At 72.1% G+C, this 17,068-nt stretch carries 17 protein-coding genes and 1 tRNA gene; 10 read left to right on the top strand and 8 right to left on the bottom strand.

Annotated elements, in window-relative coordinates:
- Window positions 1–7: 7 nt before the first annotated feature.
- Genes EV284_RS00860 through EV284_RS00845 form a run of 4 tightly spaced genes read left to right on the top strand, consistent with a single transcriptional unit; the run spans window position 8 to window position 3,746 of the window.
- Window positions 8–751 carry a SagB/ThcOx family dehydrogenase gene (locus EV284_RS00860; RefSeq protein WP_130329263.1) on the top strand — a complete coding sequence of 248 codons (744 nt, stop codon included), beginning with the start codon at window positions 8–10 and terminating at the stop codon, window positions 749–751.
- Window positions 748–1,932, top strand: coding sequence for an insulinase family protein (locus EV284_RS00855; protein ID WP_165425418.1), 1,185 nt, complete (start codon window positions 748–750; stop codon window positions 1,930–1,932). The genes EV284_RS00860 and EV284_RS00855 overlap by 4 nt, the downstream gene beginning before the upstream one ends.
- Complete coding sequence (locus EV284_RS00850) at window positions 1,925–3,109, top strand: hypothetical protein (protein WP_130329259.1); 1,185 nt, start codon at window positions 1,925–1,927, stop codon at window positions 3,107–3,109. The genes EV284_RS00855 and EV284_RS00850 overlap by 8 nt, the downstream gene beginning before the upstream one ends.
- A 1-nt stretch (window position 3,110) precedes the next feature.
- Window positions 3,111–3,746 carry a 2OG-Fe(II) oxygenase gene (locus EV284_RS00845; RefSeq protein WP_130329257.1) on the top strand — a complete coding sequence of 212 codons (636 nt, stop codon included), beginning with the start codon at window positions 3,111–3,113 and terminating at the stop codon, window positions 3,744–3,746.
- Window positions 3,747–3,933: 187 nt separating this feature from the next.
- Here the strand turns inward: EV284_RS00845 and EV284_RS00840 are convergent.
- Window positions 3,934–4,007 (bottom strand) — tRNA-Pro (locus EV284_RS00840).
- A gap of 106 nt (window positions 4,008–4,113) precedes the next feature.
- Between EV284_RS00840 and EV284_RS00835 the strand changes: the two genes are divergently transcribed.
- The 3 genes from EV284_RS00835 (at window position 4,114) to EV284_RS00825 (ending at window position 7,325) form a co-directional block, all read left to right on the top strand.
- Window positions 4,114–4,629, top strand: coding sequence for a DUF309 domain-containing protein (locus EV284_RS00835; RefSeq protein ID WP_130329255.1), 516 nt, complete (start codon window positions 4,114–4,116; stop codon window positions 4,627–4,629).
- A gap of 160 nt (window positions 4,630–4,789) precedes the next feature.
- Window positions 4,790–5,923, top strand: a complete 1,134-nt coding sequence (locus tag EV284_RS00830) for a hypothetical protein (protein ID WP_242625591.1) — start codon at window positions 4,790–4,792, stop codon at window positions 5,921–5,923.
- Window positions 5,924–6,149: 226 nt separating this feature from the next.
- On the top strand, window positions 6,150–7,325 hold the full coding sequence (locus tag EV284_RS00825; RefSeq protein WP_130329251.1) for a glutathione-independent formaldehyde dehydrogenase: 1,176 nt from the start codon (window positions 6,150–6,152) through the stop codon (window positions 7,323–7,325).
- A gap of 61 nt (window positions 7,326–7,386) precedes the next feature.
- Here EV284_RS00825 and EV284_RS00820 read toward each other — a convergent pair whose 3' ends face one another.
- Together EV284_RS00820 and EV284_RS00815 are read right to left on the bottom strand one after the other, a co-directional pair.
- Window positions 7,387–8,268 (bottom strand): SDR family oxidoreductase, encoded by an 882-nt coding sequence (locus tag EV284_RS00820; protein ID WP_130329249.1) that lies wholly within the window; start codon window positions 8,266–8,268, stop codon window positions 7,387–7,389.
- Between the two features lie 94 nt (window positions 8,269–8,362).
- Window positions 8,363–8,938, bottom strand: a complete 576-nt coding sequence (locus tag EV284_RS00815) for an ALF repeat-containing protein (protein ID WP_130329248.1) — start codon at window positions 8,936–8,938, stop codon at window positions 8,363–8,365.
- Between the two features lie 141 nt (window positions 8,939–9,079).
- On the opposite strand from EV284_RS00815, the gene cobF reads away from it, so the two are divergent.
- Window positions 9,080–9,853: a precorrin-6A synthase (deacetylating) gene (cobF, locus tag EV284_RS00810; RefSeq protein ID WP_130329246.1), complete on the top strand. Its 774-nt coding sequence runs from the start codon at window positions 9,080–9,082 to the stop codon at window positions 9,851–9,853.
- Here the strand turns inward: cobF and EV284_RS00805 are convergent.
- The 4 genes from EV284_RS00805 to EV284_RS00790 all read right to left on the bottom strand — a co-directional run bounded on the left by EV284_RS00805 (window position 9,810) and on the right by EV284_RS00790 (window position 14,186).
- Window positions 9,810–10,583 (bottom strand): cobalt-precorrin-6A reductase, encoded by a 774-nt coding sequence (locus EV284_RS00805; protein WP_130329244.1) that lies wholly within the window; start codon window positions 10,581–10,583, stop codon window positions 9,810–9,812. The two genes, cobF and EV284_RS00805, sit on opposite strands and share 44 nt — an antisense overlap.
- A 21-nt stretch (window positions 10,584–10,604) precedes the next feature.
- Window positions 10,605–11,366, bottom strand: a complete 762-nt coding sequence (locus EV284_RS00800) for a sulfite exporter TauE/SafE family protein (RefSeq protein WP_130329242.1) — start codon at window positions 11,364–11,366, stop codon at window positions 10,605–10,607.
- 46 nt (window positions 11,367–11,412) lie between these two features.
- On the bottom strand, window positions 11,413–12,924 hold the full coding sequence (locus EV284_RS00795; RefSeq protein WP_130329240.1) for a long-chain fatty acid--CoA ligase: 1,512 nt from the start codon (window positions 12,922–12,924) through the stop codon (window positions 11,413–11,415).
- 74 nt (window positions 12,925–12,998) lie between these two features.
- Entirely contained in the window at window positions 12,999–14,186 is a 1,188-nt protein-coding gene (locus EV284_RS00790; protein ID WP_130329238.1) for a thiolase family protein, read from the bottom strand.
- Between the two features lie 174 nt (window positions 14,187–14,360).
- On the opposite strand from EV284_RS00790, the gene EV284_RS00785 reads away from it, so the two are divergent.
- The gene (locus EV284_RS00785; RefSeq protein WP_130329236.1) at window positions 14,361–15,167 is read left to right on the top strand and encodes an alpha/beta hydrolase; all 807 of its coding nucleotides are present in this window, start codon (window positions 14,361–14,363) and stop codon (window positions 15,165–15,167) included.
- On the opposite strand, the gene EV284_RS00780 is transcribed toward EV284_RS00785, so the two are convergent.
- Window positions 15,164–16,024 carry a Cof-type HAD-IIB family hydrolase gene (locus tag EV284_RS00780; RefSeq protein WP_130329234.1) on the bottom strand — a complete coding sequence of 287 codons (861 nt, stop codon included), beginning with the start codon at window positions 16,022–16,024 and terminating at the stop codon, window positions 15,164–15,166. The two genes, EV284_RS00785 and EV284_RS00780, sit on opposite strands and share 4 nt — an antisense overlap.
- A 202-nt stretch (window positions 16,025–16,226) precedes the next feature.
- Here EV284_RS00780 and EV284_RS00775 point away from each other — a divergent pair, with 202 nt between their 5' ends.
- Window positions 16,227–17,039 (top strand): SAM-dependent methyltransferase, encoded by an 813-nt coding sequence (locus EV284_RS00775; RefSeq protein ID WP_130330927.1) that lies wholly within the window; start codon window positions 16,227–16,229, stop codon window positions 17,037–17,039.
- Window positions 17,040–17,068: the final 29 nt, after the last annotated feature.

The following is a 17,068-nucleotide window of genomic DNA, read 5'->3' as shown; positions in this document are numbered from 1 at the left end:
GTTCCCCGTGTCGACACACTCCTTCGCCTATCCCGACTTTCACGCCGCCAGCTCCACCGAGGGCCGGTACATGGAGAGCGAGAACTGGACCTCCGTGGCGCACTGGCCCCGCGCCTGGCTGGACATCGTGTTCAAGACCTACCCCCGCATGCCGCTGCTGCCCTTGCCCGACGTGCCGTGGGAATCCCAGCTCTCGCTGTCCGAGGCTCTCGTCCAGCGCTCCTCCGACCGGGCCAATGTCGCTGAACCACTCGCACTGGACACACTGTCGGTGCTGCTGCGCGAATCGACCCGGATCAAGCCGACCGCCGTCGACCACGGCTCGCGCCGCGTATACCCCTCCGCGGGGGCCCGCTTCCCGGTCGAAGTGTATGTAGCCGTCAGCCGCTGCGAGGGCGTCGCCAGCGGGCTCTACCACTACCGGCCCCTCGATCACGCTCTGGAGCAGCTGGCCGCCGGCCCCCAGCGGGACCGACTGCGCCGGGTCTTCGGGCACGACTGGATCGCCGACGCCCGCTGCGTCGTTCTGCTCAGCGCCGAACTGTCCCGGTCCGCCGTCAAGTACGGCGACCGCGCCTACCGCTTCTCCCTGATCGAGGCCGGACACCTGATGCACAACCTGCTTCTGGTGGGCACCGACCTCGGATCGGCGGTGACACCCATAGGCGGGTTCGCCGACGACCGCATGCACCGGTACCTCGGGCTCGGTCCCACCGAGGAGTACGTTCTCTACAGCGCGGTCGTCTCGTGATACCTGCCCCAACTGCGCCCTGGGGCCTGTCCGTCCACGTCGAACGGGCCCCGGGCCCCCAGTTCACCTGGGCCTCTGCCTGGCCGGTCGGGTTCCGTAGCGAGGGCCCCGGCGAGCACGGGCTGGCGCATCTGTGCGAGCACCTGCTGTTCCAGGGCACCGACGCCCATCCCAAACTCGACTACTTCCGGCGCGTGGAGGCGGCCGGCGGCATCGCGAACGCCCGCACGCGCCCGGACTTCACCGTGCACTTCGGCGGCGCCCGCGCCACGCACTGGCAGGAGATCCTCCGTCTGGAGGGCGACCGGTTCCACGGCACCCTCGCCTCGGCCGACGTCATCGCCAACCAGCAGGCCGTGGTGGCCGCAGAGGTCCAGGAGAAGCTCCTCGGCAACCCGCGCGGGACCTATCCGTGGGTCGATGTCCCCCGCGCCCTGTTCACCGACCCGGCCCACGCACACGACGGATACGCGGCGCCTGCCCTGGCACCCGCGCCCACACCCGCGACCGTTGCCGCGTTCTACCGGTCGGCCTACGAGCAAGCACGTCCGGTGCTGTGGCTGCGCGGTCCCTTCGAAGAGCGTGAGGCCGTAGCGGTGGTGGAGGAGTCCTTCGCACCCCCGCGGATGGAGGCGAGGCCCGGCCGGGGGGCGGCGAGGACCCACCGCATGCCGTCTCCGGCCGTGCCTTCACACCCGACGGGCAGCGCCCTCGCCTGGGCGTTGTCCGGTCCCTCGGTCCACAAGCAGTTCACCGCTCTGCTCGTCCTGGTCGAGGCCATGAACGACATCCTCGCCCCCACTCTCGGAGCCACCGCCTACTGGGGCATGTTCGACGAGCCCTGCCAGATGTCCGATCCCTGGTACGTCACGGTGGAAGCACCGGGCAGCCCTGACCGTCTGCGCACAGCCGTACGGGACCTGCTGTCCGGCCTTGTCCGGACCCCGCCCGCCGCCGCGACGGTGGAAGGCTGGGCGGCGAGCAGACTGCTCACCCTGCGCAGGCCGGAGGCCGACCCCGTCGAGTACACCGTGCGGCGGGCTGTGGACACCCTGTTGCACGACGACCCCGCCTTCACCCAGGCACGCTGCGACGAACTGACATCGGTCAGCGCCGCGGACGTGGCCGAGGCTGCCGCGCTCGTCCTGGAAGCGGGCTGGGTGGTGCTCCCCCATGAGTGAGTCCCCCGGTGCCGCCGCCCTGCGCGCCGCGGCACATCGGACGGCCGCACAACTCGGCCACGACACCCGCCGCACACCGGGCAACCACGTCGTGCCGATGTCCGGAACAACGGTGGAGATCCGGCTCTTCCTGCCCTGGACGCGTCCCGCATGGCCCGCGGCCGGCCACACCCGTCCCGTGAACGCACGCCTGCGGGAACTCCTGGCCGCTCCCTTCCGCCACGGTGCGCGCGTGAAAGCGGTGGATGCCATCGGTGGCCTGAGCGTCAGCGCCTACGTGGCACCCGAGCGTTCCCTGGCCTTTCTCACGGCGCTGGCCCGCCTCCCGGAACTGATGCCCGACATGGCTGTACCACTGCCACCGGGAGAGCCGGTCGCGTCGGGGTCTCCCGACGAATCCATCGAGGACGTCGCTCGTCGACAGGCGCTGAGGCTCCTCCCGGCGGGACCCGACAGGACGCCGGCTGAGGACCACACCCGTCCGGACTGGGGGCGTGCCCATCTGGTGGTCGTCGGTCCCGTGGACCACCGCGCGGACATACCGACCTGGGCGGCCTCCCACACCCCGTCCGTCTCCCCCGCCGTGAACGCTCCGGATTCGCCCAGCGGACCTCACGAGGGCCGGCATACGCACGACGTGTCCGCGGTGGGCATCGTGTGCCCACTCTCCGGCGCACCGGCGGCCGAGGAACTGGCCGCCACGGTGGTCGGCGGCAGTCATGCGGCTGACCTCGTGGAAATCCTCAGGGAACGGCTGGGCATAGCCTACGCACCCGACATGGTCGTCCACCGCCGCGCCGGACTGCCACACCTGTGGACATGGCTGCCGGTCGCTCCGCAGCACTTCCGGCTCCTGACCAGAACAGTCGCACTCGCCACCAGCCGCCCCCGCCGGTGCGACGAGGACCGCCTCGACCGGGCCAAGAGCCACCTGGCCGGAAAGCTGGAACGCGCCCTGTGCGAACCCCGCGCCCTGGCGAACCTGCTCGTCGGACACCCGCCCCACGGATCCGGCCCGGAATCTTTGCGCGACCACTACATGACTGTCGCGGACACGTCTCCGCACGAGGTCGACGCCGCGGCAGAACGCCTGCTCGCCCGACGCGCTGTGCTCGTCATGGGACCCGACAACACCAGCGAGGCGCTTGAGAACGCCTTCAGTCACCACGGAGGATGACATGCCGAACCCCGCCACGCCGCTCACGGACACCATGAAGATCGACGTACGAACCGCCCCGTTCCCGCACCTGACCGTCACAGACCTGTTCGGCTCCGAAGACGCCGAAGCCGTGCTCGGGTGGCTGGAACGATTCGACGGCTGGACGAGCAAGAGCGAGCAGCACTACAAGTCCGACGTCCACCACTTCGCCGCCGACAGCCTCCCGGAGGACCTGGCGGCCGTCCTGACCGAGGACAAGCTCTCCCGTGTCCGCGAGCTGATGGAGTCGTCCTTCAAGGTTCGCTTCCGCCCCGACCACTTCCTGCTCGCCAACCGGTACGTGCCGGGCGACGGTACCGCCGTGCACTCCGACTTCAATCCGGACACCGGTCACAAGTACTTCTTCACGCATCGTCTGATCGCGTACTTCAACCGGTCCTGGGAAGAGGCCGACGGCGGCATCCTTGGCCTGTTCGACAGCCAGGAGTCCACCTCGCCGGCCGTCCAGTACCCCCCGTTGCACAACACGGCCGCAGGCATGGCGATGAGCGAGTCGTCGTTCCACGCGGTCGGAGCACTCCGCGGCGGGCTGCGCTACTGCCTGATCTTCTCCTTCACCACCGAGGACCTTCAGTACCAGCGCTCACTGCGCTGACACCGACCATGGCGGCTGGTCAGGGCCGGTTGCCGGAGAGGCGCCGTGCGCGCGCTCGCTGCCGGGCCCGATCGTCGTGACCCGCTGACCCCGGTCAAGGGCACTCGTCCCCCACTGGTCCCCAAGAACGATCGAGGGCCGGTTGCGGATTTCTCCGTAACCGGCCCTCACCTGCGACTTCGTAAAGTCGGGACGACAGGATTTGAACCTGCGACCCCTTGACCCCCAGTCAAGTGCGCTACCAAGCTGCGCCACGTCCCGATGCGCTCACTCGCGGTGACCCGCGTGATCGCGCGAACAGCACTTTACCCCACGTACGGGACTCCTCCGAAGCGGGTTGTCGGTGGGACGGGGCAGAATCGGCCGCATGACAGACGCGGAGACGGGCGGAGACAGCGGCGGACGCGACCGGGACACCGACGGGCGGGCCCGGAACGCCCGCCCCCGCGACGGGCTGGGGCGGCCGTTGCCCTACGGGTCCGCCGGGGTCGAGCGGCAGCCCGAGGGGGTCGTACGGAGCCCCGACGAGACGGTCGCGGAGGCACAGGCGCTGCTGGACGAGGGGAAGCCGTTCCACGCGCACGAGGTGTTCGAGGACGCCTGGAAGTCCGGCCCCGACACCGAGCGCGAGCTGTGGCGCGGCCTCGCCCAGATCGCCGTGGGCCTCACCCACTCCGCCCGCGGCAACATCACGGGCGGCCCCCGCCTCCTGCGCCGGGGCGCCGCGGCGGTGACGGCCTGGTCCGGCCAGAACCAGCCCCACCCCTACGACCTCGACCTGCCCGGCCTCGCGACCTGGGCCGTGGACCTCGCCGGGCGGGTGGAGGCGGCCTCCGCCCCCGTCGACGCCGGCGCCGAGGGACCCCGTCTGCGGCGGGGCTGACGCGCGCGGCCGGCCCGGCGGGAAGCACCCGGCGCCCTCGCGACCCGGCCGCCCGGCGCGCCGCGGGCGGGGCCCGCGTGTCACGTGGTGCCCAGGTGGCCCCGGGGGCATGCTGTGGGGCACCCGCGATCGCGGGGCAGCCGACTGAGAAGGAGTCACGCTGGTGTCGTCCGAGGACGTTACGGTCGTGGCTCTCCTGGCGGACCCCGACGCGCCGACGGAGATCGCGCGGCGCCTGGCCCGGACCCTCCCCGACCCCCTCGCCAAAAAAGCGGGCGACGGACGGCGGTTCGAGTTCCGCGTGGTCAGCGAGCCCTTCACCGCGGGGACGGAGGACCCGCCCACCCTGGTGCGCCGGATCATGGACCGTGCCAGGACGGAGGACTGGGACATCGTCGTGGCCATCACCGACCTTCCGCTCCACGTCCACGGGCGCAAACTCGTCGTGGAACTCAGCCACGAACACGGCCTCGCGCTGCTCTCCCTGCCCACGCTGGGCGGCCTGCGCCTGCAGACCAGAGCGGCACGGGCCGTCGAACAAGTGGTCCTCACCCTGGCCGCCCCGCAGACCCCCGGAACCGATGGGCATCCGCAGAGCCGGCCGCTGGGACACTTCGTCAGCCGTTTCGCCCCCATCCACCCCGGCCCGGTCGACGAGGACGAGGCCGCGGATCTCCGGTACGTCGTCGGCGGGCCGCGCGGCTACCTGAGAGTGCTCGTCGGCATGGTCCGCGCCAACCGGCCGTGGCGCCTGGTGCCGGGTCTGTCCAAGGCCCTGGCGGCCGCACTCGCCACCGGGGCCGTGGCCACCGTGAACTCCACCGTCTGGAGCCTGTCGCAAGCCCTGAGCACCCCCCGCCTCGTGATCTCCACGGTCGGGTCCGTCGCCATCATGATCGGCTGGCTGATCGTGGACGCGCAGCTGTGGCATCGACCAGCGAACGCGCTGCCGGAGGAGAAGAGGAGGACGAGCCTCTACAACACCTCGACCGTCTTGACCGTGGGCATCGGGGTGATCGTGTGTTATGTCGGGTTGCTGGCCGTCAGCTTGGTCTGGGCGCTGTTCATCCTCAACGACAAGGTCTTCGCCACCACGACCCAGAACCAGCTGCACACCACCGACTACTGGACGTTGGCCTGGTTCGTCGCTTCGGTCGCCACGGTGGGCGGCGCGCTGGGGTCGGGCCTGGAGAGCGACGAGGCGATCCGGGCAGCCGCCTTCTCCAAGCGCGAACAGGAGCGTCGGGACATGCTCCAGGAGGACGACGACGACCGGGACCGGTCGGAGACTTGAGGCGGAGATCCGTCGGCGGCCGGCGGGTCGGAAGGCCCGGACGTCTCGCTGATCGGGCGGTGAGTGGCTGTTTCGCGCCGGAGGCCGACGGGGACCCGGACGGCACGCCGCCCGGGATGCCGAAGCCCCCTGCGACGGCACCGCGGCGGCACCGCCGCTCCACCCGATCCGGGTGGACGGCCGGCATCGACGTGCCGCGGCCGAGCCGCGGCCGAGAGAAGTCATCATGAAAGCAGCGGTATATGAAGGACCGCGCACGGTAGCGGTGAAGGACGTACCGGACGCGAAGATCGAACACCCCTGCGACATCATCGTCAAGATCACCACCACCAACATCTGCGGTTCGGACCTCCACATGTACGAGGGCCGCACCTCGTTCGAGCCCGGTCGCACCTTCGGACACGAGAACATGGGCCAGGTCGTGGAGGTCGGCCCGGCGGTGCGCAAGGTCCAGGTCGGCGAGTACGTGGTGCTGCCCTTCAACATCGCCTGCGGCTTCTGCAAGCAGTGCGAGCGCGGGCTCACCAACTACTGCCTGACCATGCAGCCGGAACCGGCTCTCGCCGGAGCCGCCTACGGATTCGCCGACATGGGCCCCTACCAGGGCGGCCAGGCGGAGCTGCTGCGCGTGCCCTACGGCGACTTCAACGCCCTGCGCCTCGGCGAGGACGCGGCCGAGCGGCAGACCGACTACGTGATGCTCGCGGACATCTTCCCCACCGGCTATCACGCCACCGAGATGGCCCACGTCAAACCGGGCGACCAGACCATCGTCTTCGGGGCCGGTCCCGTCGGGCTGATGGCGGCCTACTCCGCCCTCCTCAAGGGCGCCGGGCGCGTCTGGGTGGTCGACCACCAGCCCGACCGGCTGCACAAGGCGGAGGAGATCGGGGCCATCCCGGTCAACACCGCCGAGCAGGACCCGGCGGAGGTCGTCAAGGACGCCACTCTCGGTCTGGGCGCCGACAACGGCTGTGAGTGCGTCGGCTACCAGGCCCATGACGCCCAGGGACACGAGGACGCCAGCCTCACGCTCAACGGGCTGATCGACTCGGTCAGGTTCACGGGCGACATCGGCGTGGTGGGCGTGTTCCTGCCCGAGGACCCCGGCGGCGAGCAGGCCCAGAACGAGCTGGAGGCGCACGGCAAGGTGCCGATCGACTTCGGCATGATGTGGTTCAAGGGCCAGCACGTCGGCACCGGGCAGGCGCCGGTCAAGAGGTACAACCGGGCGCTGCGCGACCTGATCGCCGGCGGGAAGGCGAAGCCGAGCTTCGTCGTCAGCCACGAACTCGGCCTGGACCAGGCCCCCACGGGCTACGAGCACTTCGACGCCCGTGACGACGGCTGGACCAAGGTCGTCCTGCATCCGGACGGACGGGGGAACGGCCACCGGGGCTGAGGGACCCGCGGACCGCGGCGGGCTGCGGACACGACCGCCTTCCCGACCGCGGCCCGTCTCCTCAGGCCCGTCCTTCCCGCCGTTCCTCGTCCGCCGCTCCCCCCGCCCCCAGCAACCCCGTGGGCGGCAGCGCCCGCTCGGCCTGCAAGCGGGGCAGCGTCCGGCGGGAGACGTGCCGCACGACCGGCGGAAGGACCGCGCGCCCCCACTGGGCGAGCCGCAGCCAGGCCGGTACGTACACCGACGTCCGCCGGTGCTCCACCGCGCTGACCAGGCGTTCCGCGACCACCTCCGCCGGGTACACCCTGCGGGCCGGGGCCGGCATGTGGGCGCGCAGTTCGCGGAGGACGGGGTAGTGGTCGGCGTCCCGGGTCATGTCGGTGTCGGTCCAGTTGATGTAGGCGATGCCCACGCCGACGGACTCGTGGGCGACCTCGGCCTGGAGGGAGCGGGCGAACGACTCGACGCCCGCCTTGGACGCGCAGTAGGCGCTCATCATCGGCGAGGTGCCGAACGCGGCGAGCGACGCCACCTGGAGGAAGTAGCCGGAGGTGACCAGCAGATCGGCGAGGAACGCCCGCGCGGTCAGGGCGCTGCCGACCAGGTTGACGTCGATCACCCGCCGCCAGGACTCGGGGGTGGACCCCGCGAAGGGGCCGCCCTCGGCGATCCCCGCGTTGGCCACGACGACGGACGGACGGCCCAGGCGCTCCCGTACCTCCGCCGCCGCGCGCTCCAGGGCACCGAAGTCGGTGATGTCGACCTCCACGGCGATCACCGGCGGTGGGAGGGATGCCGCCACCCCCTCCAGTCGCGGCCCCTCCAGACCGAGCAGCGCGAGCCGCGCACCGCGCTCGGCGAACGCGTGGGCCAGGGCCGCGCCCAGGCCGCGCGCGGCCCCGGTCACGACGACGGTACGGCCTGCGAGGGGGCTGTCGTACATGGCGGCTGCCTCCGTCCTCGGAACCCGGCACGTCCGGGCTCACCGGAAGGGCCGAGTACCCACCTGCGACACGAAGCGACTCCCTGCCGGGGCGCTAGTGCACCTGGTACTGCCCCACGGCGATGAAGTACCGCAGCTCCTCCAGCGTGCCGTCCAGGGCGGCGGAAGCGGCGGCGCGGAGGGCCGGACTGGACTTGGGGTCGGCGAGGATGCGGAGGGCGGCCACCCGGTCGTCCTCGCCCTGCGCCAGCCGGTAACCGGTCTCCAGGAACGCCCGCTGGTCGTCCATCGTCCCGTCGAGCGCCTTGCTCGCCTCCCGGATCACCGCCTTCCCGCTCGTGGGGTCCGCGAGGATGCGAGTGATGGCCACCCGGTCGTCCTCGGCCTGCGCCAGCCGGTAACCGGTCTCCAGGAACGCCCGCTGGTCCGCGATCGTGCCGTCCAGCGCCTCGTTGGCCTCGCGGAGGACCGCCTCGCCGCTCGCCGGGTCCGCGAGTATGCGCGAGATGGCGACCCGGACGTCGTCGTCGGACATCTGGTCCACCGGCGTGGACGCCGTGACCGAGGCCGTCGTGGCCGCGACGGCGGCGGACGCGGGGGTGGAGAGGAGGAGGGCCGGGGTGAGGGCCGTGGCCGCGAGGAGCAGTGCCGCACGGGTCGTTCTCGTCATGCTGAGCCTCCGTCATCAAGTGGGCGGTAGCTCGCTGTCGATCCCGCCGTGATCATTACCACGCCCGGGTGGGCCTCCCGGTTCCGGTCGCCGGCCGCCCCCGTATCCGGCCCCCTCTACCCCGTGCGGCAGACTCGGCGGGTGCGAAAGATTCATGTCATCGGTATCGGTGCGGGCGACCCCGACCAGCTCACGTTGCAGGCGGTCAAGGCGATGCGCGGCACCGACGTGTTCTTCCTGCTCGACAAGGGCGAGGTGAAGAGTGATCTGACGCGGCTGCGCCAGGACATCCTGGACGCGCATCTGCCCGAGGGGTCGTACCGGGTGGTGGCGGCCAGGGACCCGGAGCGGGACCGGAAGGCCGGCGGTGCGGCCTACTCGCCGGCCGTCGGGGACTGGCGGACCGCCCGTGCGGGGATCTACGAGCGGCTCATCGCGGAGGAGGTCACGGAGGACGGCACGGGCGCGTTCCTGGTGTGGGGCGACCCCTCGCTGTACGACAGCACGCTCGGCATCCTCCAGGAGGTGCTGGCGGGGGGCGCGGTGCAGTTCACCTACGACGTGGTGCCCGGTATCAGCAGTGTCTCCGCGCTGGTCGCCCGGCACCGGACCGGCCTGAACCGGGTGGCGCGGCCGGTGCAGATCACCACCGGGAGGCGGCTGGCGGAGGGGCTCCCGGAGGGCGTGGACGACGTGGTGGTGATGCTCGACGCCCACCAGGCGTTCCGGGAGTACACCGGGGAGGACATCGACATCTACTGGGGCGCGTACATCGGCACCCCGGACGAGATCCTGGTCTCCGGTCCGCTCGCGGAGGCCGGTCCGGAGATCGAGCGGGTGCGGGCGGAGGCGCGGGAGCGCAAGGGCTGGATCATGGACACGTATCTGCTGCGCAGGCACCCTCGGGGGGAATGACCCCGGCCAGCCACCCCAGTACATCCTCGACGTCCGGCAACGTCCGTACTCCGAAGGGGAGTTCAGGCCGGCGTACGACGACCACCGGCAGCGAGAGCGAGCGGGCGGCGGCCAGTTTCGGTGCCGTCGCCGCTCCCCCGCTGTCCTTCGTCACCAGGACGTCGATGCGGTGCGCGCGGAGCAGGCCGAGCTCGTCGGAGAGGCTGAACGGGCCTTTGGCGAGGACCAGTTCGCACTGCGGGGGCAGCGGCGGCTCCGGCGGTTCCACCGAGCGGACCACGAACTGGACAGCCGTCACGTGCGCGAACGCGGCCAGTCCGAGCCGACCCGTGCTGAGGAACACCCGTCGCCCCAGGCGGGGCAGGAGCCGCGCCGCCTCCTCCAGGGACGCCACCGGGAACCAGTCGTCGTCGAGGTTCCAGCCGAGGCGGCGCAGGACCGCGTGCGGGACTCCGGCCGCGCGTGCCGCCTCCGCCGCGTTCGCCGTGATGCGCTCCGCGAAGGGATGGGTGGCGTCCACCAGCGCGGTCACCCGGTGGGCGCGCAGCCAGTCGGCCAGCCCCGCCGCTCCCCCGAACCCGCCGACCCGCACCTCGCCGTCGACCGCCCCCGGCCGGCTCACGCGCCCGGCGAGCGAGGAGGTGACCCGGAGCCCGGGGCGGGCGGCGAGGGCGGTGGCGAGGCGGCGGGACTCGGTGGTGCCGCCGAGGATCAGGACGTGCGCGGGCATGGGGTGAGCGTACGCATCCGGTCAGGTCAGCAGGAGTTCGACCGCCCCGACGACGGTCGCCGCGATGACGATGCGGTCGAAGAGCCGCTGGTTGATCTTGTGGACGGCCCACCGCCCGAGGAACGCGCCGGGCACGACGAAGACCAGCAGGGCCGCGTCCAGCAGCAGCGAGTTGCCGTCGATCAGGCCGAGGGCGGCACTGAAGGGGATCTTGGCGACGTTGACGATGAGGAAGAAGAAGGCGGAGGTCCCGAGGAAGCCCATCTTGCGGAAGCCCGCGGAGAGGAGATACATCGACATCACCGGTCCGCCCGCGTTGGCGACCATCGTGGTGAAGCCGCCCGTCACGCCGTACGCCCCCGCCGTCACCCGGCCGGTCCGGGTGCTGACGTCCTCCGTCGCCTCCTGACGCCGTCGCCACAGGGTGATGCCGGTCATCATCAGCAGGATCGCGCCGATGGAGATCCGTACGGTCCCGTCGCCGACGCGGGCGAGGAACAGGGTGCCCGCCACCACTCCCGCGGCGACGGCGGGGAACAGCCGCCAGAGGGTCGGCCAGTGGGCGTGGCGCCGGTAGGTGAGGACGGCGAGGGTGTCGCCCGCGATGAGGAGCGGGAGGAGGACGCCGGTGGAGGCGCGGGCGGGCAGGACGGCCGCGAAGACGGCGAGGCTGACCGTGTTGGCCCCGCTGACCGCGGTCTTGGAGAAGCCGACCAGGAGGGCGGCGAGGGCGAGGGCGGCGAACTCCCAGCCGGATATGTGCCAGAGCGTCATCGTGTTCATGCGGAGACCGATGCTATGTGCACGTGTCCGGCCGGGCGCCGGGGGCTCAGCGGGCGGTGTACCGCGTACGCAGTTCCCGCTTGAGCACCTTCATGCTGGGGCCGAGCGGGAGGACGTCCGTGAACTCCACCCGGCGGGGGTACTTGTGCTTGCCGAGGCGCTCCCTGGACCACGCGGTGATCGCCGCGGCGTCGGGCGCGGTGCCCGGCGCGGGGACGACGACCGCGCAGATCTCCTCACCGTGCAGTTCGTCGGGGAGCCCGATGACGGCGACCTGGGCGACCTCCGGGTGCCGGGCGAGCACCTCCTCGACCTCGCGGGGGTAGACGTTGTAGCCGCCGCGGATGATGACGTCCTTCTTGCGGTCGACGATCCGCAGGAACCCGTCCTCGTCCCTGGTGCCGAGGTCGCCGGTGCGGAACCAGCCGTCGACCAGCGCCTCGGCGGTGGCCTCCGGGCGGCCGAGGTAGCCGGAGAAGACGTTGTGGCCCCGGATGACGACCTCGCCCAGCTCGCCGGGGCCGAGGAGTTCGACCCGGTCCTCGACGTCCGCCCGGGCGATCTCGGCGTCCACGCCCCACAGCGGGTGGCCGATGGTGCCGGCGCGGGTGCCGAAGACGGGCTGGTTGACGGTGGCGGCCGGGGAGGTCTCCGAGAGGCCGTATCCCTCGTAGATCCGGGCGCCGAACGCCGACTCGAACCTCTCCAGCACGGCCACCGGCAGCGAGGCGCCGCCGGAGATGCACAGCCGCAGCTCGGGCAGGGCGGCGGCGTCGGCCGCGACGGCGGCGAGGGAGACGAACATGGTGGGGACGCCGTGGAAGGTGTTGACGCGCTCGGCGACCATGATCTCGATCGCGCGGGCGGCGTCGAAGCGGGGCAGCAGGACGAGCGTCGCGCCCGCGCGCCAGGTGGAGTTGAGGGAGACCGTCTGTCCGAAGGCGTGGAAGAGCGGGAGCGCGCCGAGGGCGATGTCGTCGGGGCGGATGTCGTTGGCGTCGAAGGCGTTGACGGTCGCGTTCATCACGATGTTGAAGTGACTGAGCACGGCCCCCTTCGGGACGCCCGTGGTACCGCTGGTGTAGAAGACGACGGCCGGGTCGTCGGCGGACCGGGTGACGTAGGAGTGCGGCGGCTCGGCGTCGACCGCGAGCTTCTCCAGTTCCTCGCCGAGCAGGACCACGCGGATGCCGAGGGGCTCGGCGGCCGCGCGTGCGGTGGTCTCCTGGGCGGGGTGGGCGAGCAGCAGGGTGGCACCGCTGTCCCTGAGGACGTGCTCGACCTCGGTGGCCGAGAGCAGCAGGTGGACGGGGACGACGACACCGCCCACCGCCATGGCCGCGTAGTAGGCGAGCGGGAACTCGGCGGTGTTGGGGGCCATCAGGGCGACCCGGTCACCCGGCCGTACGCCGAGGCCGGTGAGCGCGCCGGCCTGGGCGAGGGAGCGCCGCCAGGCTTCGGCGAAGGTGAGGCGCAGGTCGCCCTCGACGAGGGCCGTCCGGTCGGGGCGGCGTCGGGCGTTCTCGGCCAGGATGGCGGCGACGGACAGGGTTGCCATGAGGTGCGGCTCCGTTTCCTGCGGTGCGACTCGTGCTGCGGAACTCCCTTGCCGGGAAGGTCCGTCGGGGTGGTTCAGGGGCGCTCCACCAGGACCGCGCTGCCCTGCCCGACGCCGACGCACATGGTGGCGAGGCCGCGTCCGGCGCCGGTGCGGCGCATGCGGTGCAGCAGGGTGGTGAGGATGCGGGCGCCGGAGCAGCCGAGGGGGTGGCCCAGCGCGATGGCGCCGCCGGTGGGGTTCACCAGGCCGGGATCGATGCCCAGTTGGTCGACCGAGGCGAGTGCCTGGGCGGCGAACGCCTCGTTGAACTCGGCCTCTTGAAGGTCCTCGACGCTCCAGCCGACGCGGGCGAGCGCCTTGCGGGTGGCAGGTACCGGGCCGATGCCCATCACGTCGGGGTGGACGCCGGCGGAGGCGCCGGCGACGTACCGGCCGAGGGATTCGAGACCGAGCTCCTCGAGCGCGTCCTCGCTGACCAGGAGGAGTCCGGCGGCGCCGTCGTTCATGGGGGAGGCGTTGCCCGCGGTGACGGTGCCGTCCTCGCGGAAGACCGGCTTGAGGCGGGCGAGCTTCTCCAGGGAGGTGTCCTCGCGTACGCATTCGTCGCGGTCGACGGTGACTCCGTCCGGGCGCTCCACGGGCAGGAGTTCGGCGTCGAAGTGGCCGTTCTTCCGTGCGGTGGCCGCGAGTTGGTGGCTGCGCAGGGCGAACTCGTCCTGTCGTTCGCGGGAGATGCCGTACCGCTGGGCAACCTCCTCGGCGGTCTCGCCCATGGCCAGGACGCCGTGCAGGTCCTTCATCGCCGGGTTGGTGAGGCGCCAGCCGAGGCGGGTGTCGTAGGTCTCCATGCGGTGCGGGAGGGCCTCGTCGGGGCGGGGCAGCACGAAGGGGGCGCGGCTCATGGACTCGGAGCCGCCCGCGACGACGATGTCCGCCTCACCGGCCGCGATGGTGCGGGCGGCGGCGGTGACGGCCTCCAGGCCGGAGGCGCAGAGCCGGTTGACGGTGGCGCCGGGCACGGAGTCGGGGAGCCCGGCGAGCAGGACGGCCATGCGGGCGATGTTGCGGTTGTCCTCGCCGGCCTGGTTGGCGGCGCCCCAGTACACGTCGTCGATCCGGGCCGGGTCGAGGGCGGGCACACCGCTCACCAGGTCGCGGACGACGGCCGCCGCGAGGTCGTCGGGCCGCACGGCGGACAGGGCGCCGCGCAGCTTGCCGATGGGCGTGCGGCGGGCGGCCGCGAAGTGGACGGAACGCAACTCGGGACTCCTGACCGACGACGTTGTGGATCAGCGTGAACCTACGCCCCGCCGGGACGGAGCGAGTTAATTAGCACTGCTAGTTTTTGGCTCTACCGGACTATAGACCGCGCACCGGCCCCCTGGGAAGATCCTCCCGGAGTGACCCACGCGACCACGCCGGAGGAGAGGCCCATGACCGACGTCCGCGCCCATGTCCGCCAGGGCGTCCACGGCGCGCTGCACATACGCGCCTGGCCGCACCCGGCACCCCGCTGCCTCGCCCTGCTGGTGCACGGGTACGGCGAGCACGCGGGCCGGTACGACGAGGTCGCCGGGGTGCTCACCGGCCACGGCGCGGCGGTGTACGCCCCCGACCACCTCGGGCACGGCAGGTCGGCCGGCGAGCGGGCGGTGATCGGGGACTTCGAGGACGTGGTGACCGACCTCCACGCGGCGGCGGACCTGGCCCGCGCCGAGCACACAGGTCTGCCCCTGGTCATGGTGGGCCACTCCATGGGCGGCCTGATCGCGGCCCGTTATGCCCAGCGGTACGGGTCCGAGCTGAGCGCGCTGGTGCTGTCCGGGCCGGTGGTCGGCACCTGGGCGCTGCCCGGGCGGCTGCTCGCGCTGGACGAGATCCCGGACGTACCGGTCGGCCCGGCCGCCCTCTCCCGCGACCCGGCGGTGGGCGCGGCCTACGCCGCCGACCCGCTGGTGTGGCACGGCCCCATGAAACGGCCGACGCTCCTGGCGTTCGAGCGGGGGCTGGCGGCCGTGGCCGAGGGCGGCGACCTCGGCGACCTGCCGTTGCTCTGGCTGCACGGCGACGACGACCGGCTGGTGCCGATCGAGGGCAGCCGTACCGGCGTGGAGCGCCTCGGCTCCGGCCGCGCCACCGAGCGCGTCTTCCCCGGCGCCCGCCACGAGGTCTTCCACGAGATCGACCGCGCGAAGGTCTTCGCGGAGCTGACGGGCTTCCTGGACTCGGTGCTCGGCTAGAGCGTTATGCCGAGTATCCGCGCGATCGTCCGGGGCACCCCGTGGTCGTTGTTGGAGGGGGCCAGGTGGCGGGCGCGGCTGATGACGTCCGGGTGGGCGTTGGCCATGGCGAAGGACCAGTCGGCGGCGTCCAGCATCTCCAGGTCGTTGAGGTAGTCGCCGAAGACCATGGTCTGGGCCGGGGTGATGCCCAGCTCGCGCTGGAGGCCGCGCAGGGCGGCACCCTTGTTGGCGGTGCGGTTCATCACGTCCACCCAGTGCTCGCCGGACACCACGACCTGATGGCTGCCGGCGAAGGGCGCGAGGGCGGGGGCGGCACCCTGCTCGGCGGAGCCGAAGTCGTACACCGCGACCTTGATGATCTCGTCGTCCACCGCGGTCACGTCCTCGACCACGCGGTGCGAGAGGTAGTACTTGCGTACCTCCGCGAGGAACGCCTCGTCGGTCCGCTCCACGTACGCGGCCCGCTTTCCGCAGACCACGGCGCCCGCGTCCACACCCCGGGCGGCCAGTCCCCGGACCGTGCGGGCCAGCTCGGCGGCGGTCGCGTGGTCCAGCGGGTCGGAGCTGAGTTCGACGCCGTCGCGGACGACGTAGGTGCCGTTCTCCGCGATGAACACCATGCCCTCGGCCACGTCGGCGAACTCCTCGGCCAGCGTGGCGTACTGCCTGCCGCTCGCGGGGCTGAACAGCACGCCCCGGCGCCGGAGTTCGGCGAGCAGGGGCCGCAGGGTGGCGGGGGGCCGCTTGTCGTCGTCCAGCAGGGTGCCGTCCATGTCGGTCACCACCAGGCGGATGTCGGCGGGTCCCGAGGGCTCGCCGGGGACGTCGAGGAGGGGGGCGGGCGTCGCTGACATGTGCTGCTTCCGGGTCGGGTCGCGGGACGCCCTCAGTGTTCCTCATGGCCCGGACGTGCCCTTCGCCGGGCGGGGCGGCCGGTCCGGGGATGCCCGTTCGGTGCCCGTTCGCGTACCGTGCGCGATTTTCGGGACACCGGGAACGCCGGACGGCACAATGACGCGGGACGGCGTGATCAAGGGGCGGCGGAAGGGCGGCACGTTGAGCGACCAGGACTCCGCCACGGCCGGGACGGCACGGCCGGACACCCCCGTGGCGCACAACGCGCGGGTCTGGAACTTCTGGATCGGCGGCGACGCCCACCACGAGGTGGACCGGCGCGTGGGTGGGCAGGTCGCGGGGATGTTCCCGGTGATCCGGGACGTGGCCCGCGCGGACCGGGACTTCCTGGTGCGCGCGGTGCGTCATCTGGCGGCCGAGCGCGGCATCCGGCAGTTCCTCGATCTGGGCGCCGGGCTGCCCGCCGCGGACAACACCCACGAGATCGCCCAGCGGGTGGCCCCCGAGTCGCGGATCGTCTATGTCGACAACGACCCGGTGGTGCGGACCCACGCCCGCGCCCTGCTCACCTCCTCCCCCGACGGCGTCGCGGAATACGTCGACGCCGACGTCCGGGACCCGGACGCCGTCGTGCGGCACGCCGCGAAGACGCTGGACCTGGGCCGGCCGGTCGCGGTGCTGATGCTCGGCGTCCTCAACTTCGTCCTGGACGGCGCCGAGGCACGGGAGATCGTCCGCCGGATCATGGCCGCCGTCCCGTCCGGCAGTGTGCTGGTGCTCACCCACCCGACCTTCGACGCTGAAGTGGGCGGCGCGGGGAACGTGACCGCCATGGAGTTCTGGAACGCCCACGCCACCCCGCCGATCACCGGCCGGGGCCGCGCCGAGATCGCGTCCTTCCTCGACGGTCTGGAGCCGGTCGAGCCGGGCCTCGTGCCCTGCTCGCAGTGGCGTCCGGACGCGGCGGACGCGCCCCCGGTACCGCAGTTCGGGGCCGTCGCCGTGAAACCGTGAGCTTCCCCGAGCCACACAAGCCGCATGTG

The organism is Streptomyces sp. BK022, from assembly GCF_004217355.1.
Classification (GTDB): domain Bacteria; phylum Actinomycetota; class Actinomycetes; order Streptomycetales; family Streptomycetaceae; genus Streptomyces; species Streptomyces griseoluteus.
This window is presented reverse-complemented; position numbering and strand designations above follow the sequence as displayed.

What these genes read in the sequence shown, in the direction of transcription:
- EV284_RS00850 (WP_130329259.1), top strand. Translation starts at nt 1,925, where the DNA reads ATGAGTGAGTCCCCCGGTGCCGCCGCCCTGCGCGCCGCGGCACATCGG.
- EV284_RS00845 (WP_130329257.1), top strand. Translation starts at nt 3,111, where the DNA reads ATGCCGAACCCCGCCACGCCGCTCACGGACACCATGAAGATCGACGTA.
- EV284_RS00835 (WP_130329255.1), top strand. Translation starts at nt 4,114, where the DNA reads ATGACAGACGCGGAGACGGGCGGAGACAGCGGCGGACGCGACCGGGAC.
- EV284_RS00825 (WP_130329251.1), top strand. Translation starts at nt 6,150, where the DNA reads ATGAAAGCAGCGGTATATGAAGGACCGCGCACGGTAGCGGTGAAGGAC.
- EV284_RS00820 (WP_130329249.1), bottom strand. Translation starts at nt 8,268, where the DNA reads ATGTACGACAGCCCCCTCGCAGGCCGTACCGTCGTCGTGACCGGGGCC.
- EV284_RS00815 (WP_130329248.1), bottom strand. Translation starts at nt 8,938, where the DNA reads ATGACGAGAACGACCCGTGCGGCACTGCTCCTCGCGGCCACGGCCCTC.
- EV284_RS00805 (WP_130329244.1), bottom strand. Translation starts at nt 10,583, where the DNA reads ATGCCCGCGCACGTCCTGATCCTCGGCGGCACCACCGAGTCCCGCCGC.
- EV284_RS00800 (WP_130329242.1), bottom strand. Translation starts at nt 11,366, where the DNA reads ATGAACACGATGACGCTCTGGCACATATCCGGCTGGGAGTTCGCCGCC.
- EV284_RS00795 (WP_130329240.1), bottom strand. Translation starts at nt 12,924, where the DNA reads ATGGCAACCCTGTCCGTCGCCGCCATCCTGGCCGAGAACGCCCGACGC.
- EV284_RS00785 (WP_130329236.1), top strand. Translation starts at nt 14,361, where the DNA reads ATGACCGACGTCCGCGCCCATGTCCGCCAGGGCGTCCACGGCGCGCTG.
- EV284_RS00780 (WP_130329234.1), bottom strand. Translation starts at nt 16,024, where the DNA reads ATGTCAGCGACGCCCGCCCCCCTCCTCGACGTCCCCGGCGAGCCCTCG.